Origin of the sequence: Acidovorax sp., assembly GCF_046291265.1 — a bacterium.
Lineage (GTDB): Bacteria > Pseudomonadota > Gammaproteobacteria > Burkholderiales > Burkholderiaceae_C > Acidovorax.
In genome coordinates, this window is record NZ_JBKBTV010000027.1 from 1 (window position 1) to 10,938 (window position 10,938).

At 62.7% G+C, this 10,938-nt stretch carries 11 protein-coding genes; 6 read left to right on the forward strand and 5 right to left on the reverse strand.

Translation table 11 applies throughout. The features are described 5' to 3' along the window. Positions 1-444 precede the first annotated feature (444 nt). The 5 genes from phhA to ACK41V_RS12115 form a co-directional block, all read right to left on the reverse strand. Positions 445-1,284 (reverse strand): phenylalanine 4-monooxygenase, encoded by an 840-nt coding sequence (gene phhA, locus ACK41V_RS12095; RefSeq protein WP_409782566.1) that lies wholly within the window; start codon positions 1,282-1,284, stop codon positions 445-447. 64 nt (positions 1,285-1,348) lie between these two features. Next, positions 1,349-2,314, reverse strand: a complete 966-nt coding sequence (locus ACK41V_RS12100) for a Bug family tripartite tricarboxylate transporter substrate binding protein (RefSeq protein WP_409782569.1) — start codon at positions 2,312-2,314, stop codon at positions 1,349-1,351. A 75-nt stretch (positions 2,315-2,389) separates the two neighbouring features. Then, the gene (gene hppD, locus ACK41V_RS12105) at positions 2,390-3,502 is read right to left on the reverse strand and encodes a 4-hydroxyphenylpyruvate dioxygenase (RefSeq protein WP_409782571.1); all 1,113 of its coding nucleotides are present in this window, start codon (positions 3,500-3,502) and stop codon (positions 2,390-2,392) included. Between the two features lie 184 nt (positions 3,503-3,686). Then, the gene (locus ACK41V_RS12110) at positions 3,687-4,676 is read right to left on the reverse strand and encodes a lipase secretion chaperone (protein WP_409782573.1); all 990 of its coding nucleotides are present in this window, start codon (positions 4,674-4,676) and stop codon (positions 3,687-3,689) included. 3 nt (positions 4,677-4,679) lie between these two features. After that, on the reverse strand, positions 4,680-5,618 hold the full coding sequence (locus ACK41V_RS12115; protein ID WP_409782576.1) for an esterase/lipase family protein: 939 nt from the start codon (positions 5,616-5,618) through the stop codon (positions 4,680-4,682). A gap of 165 nt (positions 5,619-5,783) precedes the next feature. Between ACK41V_RS12115 and ACK41V_RS12120 the strand changes: the two genes are divergently transcribed. The 6 genes from ACK41V_RS12120 (at position 5,784) to ACK41V_RS12145 (ending at position 10,856) form a co-directional block, all read left to right on the forward strand. Beyond that, positions 5,784-6,266, forward strand: a complete 483-nt coding sequence (locus ACK41V_RS12120; RefSeq protein ID WP_409782578.1) for an Lrp/AsnC family transcriptional regulator — start codon at positions 5,784-5,786, stop codon at positions 6,264-6,266. Positions 6,267-6,308: 42 nt separating this feature from the next. Continuing rightward, positions 6,309-7,178 carry an ATP-binding cassette domain-containing protein gene (locus tag ACK41V_RS12125; RefSeq protein ID WP_409782581.1) on the forward strand — a complete coding sequence of 290 codons (870 nt, stop codon included), beginning with the start codon at positions 6,309-6,311 and terminating at the stop codon, positions 7,176-7,178. After that, the gene (locus ACK41V_RS12130) at positions 7,175-8,011 is read left to right on the forward strand and encodes a hypothetical protein (RefSeq protein ID WP_409782584.1); all 837 of its coding nucleotides are present in this window, start codon (positions 7,175-7,177) and stop codon (positions 8,009-8,011) included. Before ACK41V_RS12125 ends, ACK41V_RS12130 begins: the two co-directional genes overlap by 4 nt. Continuing rightward, a complete protein-coding gene (locus tag ACK41V_RS12135; protein ID WP_409782587.1) occupies positions 8,011-8,895 on the forward strand; it encodes a hypothetical protein in 885 nt (294 codons plus the stop codon). The genes ACK41V_RS12130 and ACK41V_RS12135 overlap by 1 nt, the downstream gene beginning before the upstream one ends. Positions 8,896-9,133: 238 nt before the next feature. Beyond that, entirely contained in the window at positions 9,134-9,868 is a 735-nt protein-coding gene (locus ACK41V_RS12140; protein ID WP_409782589.1) for an N-acetyltransferase family protein, read from the forward strand. 103 nt (positions 9,869-9,971) lie between these two features. Beyond that, the gene (locus ACK41V_RS12145; RefSeq protein WP_409782591.1) at positions 9,972-10,856 is read left to right on the forward strand and encodes an HlyC/CorC family transporter; all 885 of its coding nucleotides are present in this window, start codon (positions 9,972-9,974) and stop codon (positions 10,854-10,856) included. Positions 10,857-10,938 lie beyond the last annotated feature (82 nt).

Below are 10,938 nucleotides of genomic sequence, written 5' to 3' on the forward strand. Positions count from 1 at the left end.
GCACCGCAGGTTGCCCGCAGCGAAGCGAAGGGACGCAGCGTGTAGGGTCGCCTTTTCTTTGGTGGCTTTCTTTTGGCGACGCAAAAGAAAGCCACTGCGCCGCCGGGCGCACACCCCGGCTCCCGCCCTTGAACCAGGCACATCGCACAGATCAGTGAGCTTGCGTGCCCAGGTTTCGACAAGCTCAACCCGAACGGTTGGGGTGGTGTCCAGGTTTCGACGGGCTCAGCCCGAACGGTTGGGGTGGTGCCCAGGTTTCGACAAGCTCAACCCGAACGGTTGGGGTGGTGCCCAGGTTTCGACAAGCTCAACCCGAACGGTTGGAGTGGTGCCCAGGCTTCGACGGGCTCAGCCCGAACGAGTATTGGGGGAATCCAAAAATTGTAAAAACAATAGCTACCAGCGCTTGATGGATAAGCGCTAGAGCCCAATTTCATTCAAAAATCAAGCCACCACAGCATCCCGCTCATCCGCCGCAAACTCCGGCAACCCCTGCAGCCGCTCATAAATCGGCGCAAAGTCCGCCGCCGTCATCTCAAACAACTGCGCAAAACTGTCGATCACAAAATACGTCTGCTGGTACGTATCAATCTTGTACCGCGTGCGCATCGTGCGTTCCAGCTGCAGCGGAATGCGCTGCGGCGCCGGGCTCTGCACCGAATACGCCAGCTCCCCCGCCGAACTCAGAATGCCCGCCCCATACGCCCGCAACTCCCCCGCCTCACGGATCAGCCCGAACTCGATCGTGTACCAGTAGAGGCGCGACAGCATCTCGCACGACCCCAGCCCCTGCGCCTTCAGCCCACCCTGGCCATAGCGCTGCACATAGTCCGCAAACACCGGGTTGAACAGCAGCGGCACATGCCCGAACAGGTCGTGAAAGATGTCCGGCTCGACGATGTATTCAAACTCTTCGGGCTTGCGGATCCAGTCCGTCACCGGGAACTTGCGGTTGGCCAGCAGCGTGAAAAACGGCACTTCGGGAATCAAGCCCGGCACGCCCACCAGCTCCCAACCGGTGGCTTTGTGCAGGCGCTCGTTGACCTCTTCAAAGCGTGGAATTTGGTCGCTTGCGCCCAGCGATGGCAGGGCCTTGATGAAAGCGTCGCTGGCCAGGCCGGGCAGCAGCGCACTTTGGCGCTCATACAGGCGCCGGTAAGTGTCGTGGTCTGCGGCGGTGTAGGCCGCGTAGTCCTGCGGGCAGGTGTAGTCGCCTGCGGCGCGCGAGTAGTCGCCACGCGGTGGGCGGGTGGATTGGCCATAGACGACGGGGGCTTGTCCCATTTTTTGCTCCTTTGCCGCCATGACCCTGCGCACCGCAAAAAGTGGCGCACCTGCCCGACGGCTGTTAATCGATCTTGATTTTTGCGGCCCGGATCAGAAACTCGTATTTGCTGTTTTCCGAGCGCACAAACTGCGCAAACCCGTCGAGCGTCAGCTCTTCGGGTGTGATGCCCATCTTCTTGAACTTGGCCATGCCTGCAGGTGAATGCATGGCGTTGGAAAACGCCGTGGCGTAGCGGCGCGCGTCGGCCTCGGGCAGGGACGCAGGCGCAAACAGGCCGAACCAGGTCGACACGTTGAAGCCTTGCACGCTGTCATTGATGCTCGGTACCTTCGGCAATGCCTCATTGCTGCTCAGCGTGGTCACCCCCAGTGCCAGCAGCTTGCCACTCTGGATCTGTGGCAAGGCCGAGGCCAGGTTGTCAAACACCAGCAGCACCTGGCCGGACTCCAGCGCCGCCAGCGCGGGCTTGGAGCCCTGGAACGGCGTGTGGCCCATCCGGGTGTTGGTGAGCGACTTGAACATCTCGGCCGAGATGTGGCCAATGCTGCCGTTGCCGCCGGAGCCGTACTTGGCCTGGTCCGGGTTCTTCTTGAGGTACTGCACCAGGTCCGGCGTGGTCTTGATGCCCAGTGATGCTGCCTGCTGCGCATTCACCACCAGCACGTTGGGCGTGCGCGCTACCAAGGCGATGGGTTTGAAGTCCTTCAGCGCGTCGTACGGGACATTCTTGTACAGCCAGGGGTTGACCGCGTGCGTGGCCACCGCGCCCATCAGCACCATGTTGCTGGTCTTGGGGGACTTGGCCACCAGGTCCGCCCCGGTGCCACCGCCTGCGCCGGGCTTGTTCTCTACCGTGATGGTGCCCAGCCCCGTAGAGCCCTCGGCGACGATGCGCGCAGAAATGTCCAGCGGACCACCGGCGGGGTAAGGCACCACGATGGTGAGGAGGGCAGAAGGGTTCTGCGCCAGTGCGGCGGTGGCCACGCTGACCAGAACAACGCTGAACAAAATGCGACGGAGCGACATCGGGATCCTTTTGAGTTCCAGGAAGCGCGCAGTATAGGCATCTGCTCAGGGTTAACCCTTTGTTCGCTCCCGACCTCAGGCGTTCAGCACGCCACGGCGGATCTGGTCGCGTTCCAACGACTCGAACAGCGCCTTGAAGTTGCCTTCGCCAAAGCCGTCGCGGTAGTCGCCTTCGCGCTGGATGAACTCAAAAAACACCGGGCCCAGCATGGGCGTGGAGAAGATCTGCAGCAGCAGGCGGGGTGTGCCGTCGGCCGTGGTGCCGTCCAGCAGAATGCCGCGCGACTGCAGCTCGGGCACCGGCTGGCCGTGGCCGGGCAGGCGGGTGTCCAGCATTTCGTAGTAAACATCGTTGGGCGCGGTGGCCAGCGACACGCCCGCCATGCCCAGCTTGTCCACCACGTCCTGCAGGTTGTCGCAGATCAGCGCAATGTGCTGGATGCCTTCGCCGTTGAACTGCATCAAGAATTCTTCGATCTGGCCGCCGCCTTGCTTCGATTCTTCATTCAGCGGGATGCGGATCTTGCCGTCGGGCGCGGTCATGGCCTTGGACGTCAGGCCCGTGTATTCACCCTGGATGTCGAAGTAGCGGATCTCGCGGAAATTGAACAGCTTCTCGTAGAAGTTGGCCCAGAAACCCATGCGGCCGCGGTACACGTTGTGCGTCAGGTGGTCGATGAGGTTCAGGCCGTGGCCCACGGGGCGGCGGTCCACGCCTTCGATGAACTCAAAGTCGATGTCGTAGATGGATTTGCCGTCTTCAAACCGGTCGATTAGATACAGCGGTGCGCCGCCGATGCCCTTGATGGCGGGCAGACGCAGTTCCATGGGGCCGGTAGGGATCTCGATGGGCTGGGCGCCCAGGTCGAGTGCACGCTGGTAGGCCTTGTGCGCATCTTTGACGCGGAAGGCCATGCCACAGGCCGAAGGGCCGTGTTCGGCGCCAAAGTACGCGGCCTGGCTGTGGGGCTCGCGGTTCAGGATGAAGTTGATGCCGTTCTGGCGGTACAACACCACGTCCTTGGACCGGTGCTTGGCAATCAGCGTGAAGCCCAGCTTTTCAAACACCGCCTCCAGCACACCGGGAGTGGGCGAGGTGAATTCAATGAACTCGAACCCCATCAGGCCCATGGGGTTGTCCCAGGCATCCAGTTGGGCGGTGGTTTGTTGCGGCAGGGCAGCGTTCATGGGGTGTCTCCGGCTTTCGTTGATCAATGCCATGCACTGTAGGCGCGCAGTGCCTCATTTTTCTGGCGAAATCAAGAGGCTTTGCCGCCCTGTTTGCAGGAATATTGCGAATGATCAAATATCGGCGCAGGGCTCACGCTCGGGCGTGTATGGCTGCCCCTGTTTTTTTGCGCGGCGCGCAGGCTCAGGACCCCGAAGCTGCGGGTGGTAACTGGCGCAGGGCCAGGGCCGCGTCAATGCGCTGCTGCTCTTCTGCCGAAAAAAGCTGCTGGCGCAACTGCTGCAGCGCAGCGCCGTCGCCTTGCTGTGTGCGGGCCTGGCTGTATTGGTCAAGCCGTTGCTGCCAGTGCTGCTCGTCCCGGTCGAGTTGGGCCATGGCGTGGGCGGCGGCTTCGCCGTATTGGGTGCTGCGCGCGGCGTGGCGGGTGCGTTCGTCGGTGTTCTGGGCGTTGAACGCAGCGGTTTGGGCGGCGGCGGTCAGGTGCTCGGTGGCGGCCAGGCGCTCGGTGCGGCGCGCTTCGGGCAGTTCGTTGTCGGCGTCGCGCAGGGCTTGGGTGCGTTGCTCGGGGGTCAACTGGGTGTTGCGAGCGATCTCCAGGCGCGCCAGGGTATAGCGGTCCAGGTCGGCCTCGCGGGCAAACAGTGCGTCGTACTCGTCACCGTCAAAAAACTGCTGCCTTACCTTGTGGCGTGCCTCCAGGGATTCGCGCAAAGCGCCAGGGTCCGTCAGGTCTTGGGGGGTGCGCAACTGGCCCAGCGCAACGCGGTAGTCCACGTAGCGCCCGGCCAATGCCAAGGCCCGGGTGGCCAGCGCCGCCGGGAAATGTTTGCCCACCAGCCCAGCCAGCCGTTGTTTGAGCGTGGCGGGGTCGGCCGTGTCGTCGGCCTGTGCCTCCATCAACAGGGCCTCCAGCGTGTCGCGCAGGCCGTGGACCAGCAGCGGGTCGGCACTCTGGTCGGGGCTGGCGGCGCGGCGGGCGGCAAAGAAGCTGCTGTCCATGGGCCGCGGCGAGGAGCGCAGGCCTGGGGAGGCGGTGGGAGCCGTGGCCGACACCTGCGCTTGGCGCGGCTCGGCACCGTCCACTGATAAGAAGTGCGGGGCCCCGAGCCACCAGACCACGGCGGCCGTGGTGGTGGCAAGGGCGACTCCTGCGAAAGCGCGGGAGCGTTTCACGGACTACAGGCCCAGCAGCTTGAGGCGGTTGGCGTGCTGGCGGTACAGCGTCACCGGGTCGGTAGAGAACCAGTCGCGCAGGCCCAGCAGTTGATTCACTTCGTCCAGATGGTTCTGGCGATAGTCGCCCAGGTGTTTGCCCAGGCGGGACGAGCATGCAGACACCAGCCCATCGTTGGCCTCGCCAAACGTCAGGCTCATCACACTGAGCAGGCCGTCGCTGGCATCCAGCACATTGGTCAGGGGTTTTGTGCCCGTCCACGAGTAGTAGCGCACGCCGTTGACCAGCTCGGCCCCACTGCCGCAGCCACTGGGCAGCGCCTGCGGAAAGCGGCGGTTGAAATGGGCCAGCCCGGCCGTGGTGAGCGAATCGAGGGCCGCCGTCGGCATCTGCGGCAGGCCCGAGCCCCCGGATGTGAGGTTGATCAGGCCGACCAGTGCCTTGGCTGCAGCATTGGCCACGGTTTCAGACACCGACCCGGCGGGCGCCACACCTCGCAGGATATCGGCCACGCGCGAGCCCTTGTTCACGCCGCCAATGGACGTGACCGACGCCACCAGCTGTGGCGCAACCCCCGCGACATACCGCGTGGTGGGCCCGCCGTGGGAATGGCCCACGAGGTTGACCTTGGACGCGCCGGTGATGGCCAAAATGGTTTTGACCTGCGCCAGCAACTGCTCGCCGCGCACCTCGGTGCTGTTGGCGGCCGACACCTGCGCGACATAGACCTTGGCGCCACTCTGGCGCAGCGAATCGGGGATGCCGTAGAAATAGTCGACTCCGAGGGCCGAATCAAAGCCAAAAAGGCCATGTACCAGCACGATGGGGTAACGCGTCTGGGTGTAGCCGTTTTGTGCGTGGGCGCTGCCCCCTGCGAGCAAAAGCCCGGCCGTGGCCGCCAGCGCGAGTCGCCGCAACAAGCGGCTGAAAAATCCGGTCATGTGTTGTCTCCATGAAGTTGGTTTTTTTATGCACACAAAAAAGAACGACCGTTCTATTTTGCGAGATCAATTTTTGTATTGCGGCCGCAGAGTCACTATCGGGACATACCCGCGCCTGCAGCAGGGGCTGCTGCAAGTGCGCGGGTTTTCGTAGAATCCTGCGCCATGAGTGGTTTCAACGCATTGGACAAGCTGGATCGGGCCATCCTGCGCCGTCTGCAAGAAAACGGCCGCGAGACCTACGACGTCATCGGCGAGCAGGTGGGCTTGTCCCCCAGCGCCGTATTGCGCCGCGTCAAGCGGCTGGAAGACAGCGGCGTCATCAACCGCTATGTCGCCCTGGTGCCCCCCGAGGCCGTTGGATTGGGCCTGACCGCGTACCTGAACGTACGGCTCGAAAAACACACCGAAAGCCACAAACGCAACCCCATGGACCTGTTCCGCGCCAGCGTGCAGACCTGGCCCGAAGTGGTGGAATGCGCGGCCCTGACCGGCGAGATGGACTACCTGCTGCGCGTGGTGGTGGCCGACATGGCGCACTACAGCCGTTTCATCATGGACACGCTGCTCAAACACCCCAGCGTGCAGGACTGCAAGACGAGTTTTGTGCTCGACCGGGTGAAGGCGACGACGGCGGTGCCTGTGTGACAATCCGCGCGCCCTCGGCCCTGGGGGTGTTACGGATTGTTCATGATCGCTATCGACAACCTGCAGTTCGGCTATGGCCGACACCTGCTCTATGACGGCTTTGCCGCCTGTGTGGAGCAGCCTGGCATCTACGGCCTTTTCGGGCGCAACGGCAGCGGCAAGTCCACGCTGCTTAAGCTGATTTGCGGCCTGCTCACGCCCTGGGCCGGGCAACTGCAGGTGCTGGGGCACAAACCTCGCGCACGCGCTGCGGACCTGCTGGCGTCCATCTACATCGTGCCGGAGGAGTTCCACCTGCCCAACCTTACGCCGACCCAGCTGGCAGCGACCCAAGGCGTCTTCTATCCCCGGTTTTCGGTGCCGAGGTTCCGCGAATATCTGGTCGAACTGGAGGTGCCGCCCGATACCCGCTTTGAGGCCATGAGCCTGGGCCAGAAGAAGAAAGCCGCCATTGCCTTTGCATTGGCCACCGGCACGCCGCTGCTGCTGATGGACGAGCCCACCAACGGGCTGGACATCGTGGGTCGCGGGCAGTTCCGGCAGCTGATGCAACGGCCTGAACACGCCGACCGGGTGGTGCTGATCAGCACCCACCAGGCGCACGACCTGGAAAGCATCCTGAGCCATGTCTGGTTCATCGACCAGGGGCGCCTGGCGCTGTCGGCCACCATGAGCGACTTGGCGCAACGGTTGCACATGGGCGTAGCCCGGAGTGCGGATGAGTTGAGCGCCGTTCGGGGCATCGTGTTTCAGGAACCGCTCGGCGCCCACACCGCCTATGTGGCGGCGCGCGATGGTGAAAGCCAAGGCCCTGCAGGCACAGTGCAGCTGGAGCTTCTGTACAAAGCGCTCAGCCTGAGCCGCGACACGTTGCTGGCCGCACTCCCTGCGGGCGCCAAGGAGCGCGAATGACCATGCCCGCACACACTGATTTGGGAGCCGGCGCTTCCAGTGTCTTTTCCGCTTCCCGGTTCCTGCGCCTGTCGCGTGCGCAATGGGCCGAGCAGCGCACGCAGTATCTGGGGCACATGCTGGTCGTCGGGATGCTTGCTGTGGTCGTGCTTTTGTTTCTGCTGGTCATTGCTTCGGGGCGCGAGTTCCCGACGTGGCTGCAGCAGATGCTCTATCTTTGGGGGGTTTTCCTCACCGGGTTCGTTTTTGCAGCCCGCTACTTCAACGCGATGGCGCGGCGTGAGTCTGCGCTTCTGGCGCTTATGCGGCCCGCGTCGGTCTTCGAGAAATGGCTGCTGTGCGTGTTGGTGGTGGCCGTGCTTTACCCGCTGTGCTACAGCCTTCTTTTCCTGGCATTCATGTGGCCTGCTCAGCAGGTTGTGTTGGCCATTGGCGCGCTGGGTTCTGACAGCTACTTCGATCCGGCGAAGCATGCTCTTTTTGTGCCAATGTGGCCGCAGGGGCATGACGCGTCGGTGTCGTCAGCGCGACAGCAGGTGGGTTTCCTGATCGCGCTGTGGGCTTTTCAGGCATTGGCAGTGGCCGGTTCTCTGTATTTTCGGCGCGCGGCCATGCTCAAGACGATGGCATTGGCTTTTGTCCTGTTCCTCATGACCCTTCTGGTCAGCGCCACGGCCAAAGCCAGCGACACGGTGCTTTTCGCCTGGTGGTCTGCCAGCGGGGTTACTTTGTCCCTCGGTGTGCATGCTATCAATGCCGTGTTGTGGATTGGCTTGCCCATGCTGTTATGGCTGCAGGTCTACCTGCATCTTCGCGAAAAGGAGCTGCGTTGATGAGACACTGGCTGTGCAAACCGGCTTTGCGCCAAACGGGGCCCTGGCTTTTTATACTGGTGCTAGCGAGCTTCTGGGCCCTGGTGGCAATCAGCGGCTGGAACGGGCTGAAGGCATCTTCGGCGGCTGACCGGATCCATCGGATCAGCGCTTCCGACCTCGTTGGGGTGACTCGTCTGCGGGTGGAAGATGCCACGCCGTCCGAGGCGTACCTGCCGCCGGTTTCGGTACAACTGGGCACCGGTTCGGACCTGCGCATTCATCCGTCGGTGGCTGAGGAGGATGCAACGCTGCGCACATTGGAGCCCACCACGTGGATCACGGCATCGGTCGACGGGGAAACGCTGGTGCTGCGCGTAAGCACGTCCCCCACCACCGCCCGCTCGGGAAGCCGTTCCCGGGCGCAAACCTGGATCAAGGAGATTGAGGCACCGGCTCACATCCAGCACCTGCAATTGGAGCAGGGCCGGGTTCACGTGCGTGCGCCGATGGACACATTGACGATTGAAGGGGAGCGGATCACCGTGCATGGAGCGGTCAAGGCGCTGGATCTGCGCTCTTCGGAATGCAGCCCTCACTCACGGCGGCGGGGAAGTCGCGAGGACGGCATGGACATCGATGCCAAGGAGATGCAGCTTGTGCGCCTGCGTGCATCTAGTGGCCTGGTCGAGTTGAAGCGGTCCGAAGGCCTTCAAAGCCTGGAGTTGCAATTGGGCGGCGCGGTCGCGCTGTCGTTGGACCGCGTCGGGGCGCTGGATCTTTTGCCCGGGCGGACTGTTGCCGATGCAAGTGGCGCAGGTTCACCTGTATGCGGGGCCAGTGCAGTTGCGACCACCAACTCCGGGGACTCATCTCGCACCGTAGCGTTGGTTCCTGTTCACTGAGCGCTGATCTCCTGGTTGCTGCCACGCCGTGGCCGCTATACGCTTGCTCGCAAAGCGGCCCGCTTGTGCAGGCCAGGGACGGAAAAAAGCAATCCTGCTTTAAAAACAATAGCTAAAAGCCTTTTATCAACAAGCGCTAGATGCGGTTTTGGTTTGTTTTTGAGAAGACTCTCTTATTTTGTTGCAACGCAGCAATTTGGACTGGAAATGATTGGGGAAAACCCTTATATTTGCAGGCATGATCGCAACCAAAGACTGGCTGAAGGCTTCCTGGTACATCAGCAAAGCCATGCTGCGCCCAGCGGCGGGTCGCCCGTCTGTTGAGAGCCGCAGCAGCAACGCCCACCCTGTGATGGTCCCCATCCGCGCCCTTGGCCCGTCGTACCGCGAACGCATCACGCAGCATTTGCTGCAGCTGGAGCCTGCGGACCGATATCTCCGTTTTGGCTATGCGGCCAACGACGAGCAGATTCGCCGTTACGCCGAGCAGCTTGATTTCAACCGCGACGAGATTTTTGGCATTTACAACCGCCGCCTTGAGCTCATCGCGATGGCCCATCTGGCCTTCTCTGAGCACCCTGAGCACAAACACTGCGCCGAGTTCGGCGTGTCCGTCCTCAAGCAGGCCCGTGGCCGTGGATTTGGCGCACGGTTGTTCGAGCGGGCTGTAATGCACGCCCGCAACGAAGGCGTGAACATGGTGTTCATCCACGCGCTGTCAGAGAACACCGCCATGCTCAAAATCGCGCGCGGCGCGGGTGCCACGGTGCGCCGCGATGGTTCGGAGTCCGAGGCTTACCTGCAGATTGCGCCAGCCAGCCTGGACACCCGCATGGCCGAGATCGTGGAGCAGCAGTTTGCCGAAGTGGACTACCAGATCAAGAAGCAAGCCAAGCAGTTCTGGGATTTTCTGGCCGGTGTCCAGGAAGTGCGCAGCGGCGTGCAGCACGCCCGCCACCAGTCTGCCGAATAAAGGCAGTCGAACAGGCGCCCAAGCCGTTGGGGCGCCGGAATGCCGTGGCGTCACGGCAATCCGCTATCCTAGAGGCCTGATTCACTACCGCACGTCCCAGACAGTGTCTGACCCGCACCCCGCGCACCCCGGGCGTCCGCCCGAAAGGGAGGACAAGCGCACCTTCCTGCAGAAAGTGGCCGAGTTCATCCACCCTGGGCCCGACTCCACGGAAGAACTCATCAACGCCTTGGCTGAGGCCGAAGACAACCAGGTCATCGGTGCGGAATCGCGCGTGATGCTGGAGCGTGTGATTCGCATGGCCGACATGACGGCCAGTGACGTGATGGTGGCTGCGCCCCGCATGGATCTGGTCAACATCGAAGCACCGTACGAAGAGCTGCTGTACCTGGTGATCAACACCGCGCACTCGCGGTTTCCGGTGTACCAGGGCGAGCGCGAGAACATCATCGGCATCCTCATGGCCAAGGACCTGCTCAAGCTGCAGCGGGCGCCAGAGCTGAACATCCGGGCACTGTTGCGCCCCGCGGTGTTTGTGCCGGAAAGCAAAGGCCTCAACGACCTGCTGCGTGAGTTCCGCGGCAACCGCAACCACCTGGCCATCGTGATCGACGAGTTTGGCCGCGTGGCGGGGCTCATCACGATTGAAGACGTGCTGGAACAGATCGTGGGCGAGATCGAAGACGAGTTCGACATCCCGGAAGACGAAGGCGACATTTTTGGTCTGGCCGACCGCACATACCGGGTCAGCGGCGATACGCCGATTGAGCGGGTGGCCGAGGCGTTTGACGCCACCATTCTTGGCAGCGACCCCGGCGAGCACTTTGACACCATTGGCGGTCTCATCGCCCACGAAATGGGCCACGTCCCCAAGCGCGGCGAAGACATCCAGTTGGGCGGCCTGCATTTTGTGGTGCTGCACACCAAGGGCGGCGCCGTGCGCTGGTTCAAGGTGTCGCGGGTCGAAGACGCCAGCGCCGCCGAGTGATGGCGCAATCTAGTGCCGTGGGTGGGGCGCTATGGGGCATAAAAAGGAGGATTTTAGGCAGGGGGTGGGGTGGGAATACGAG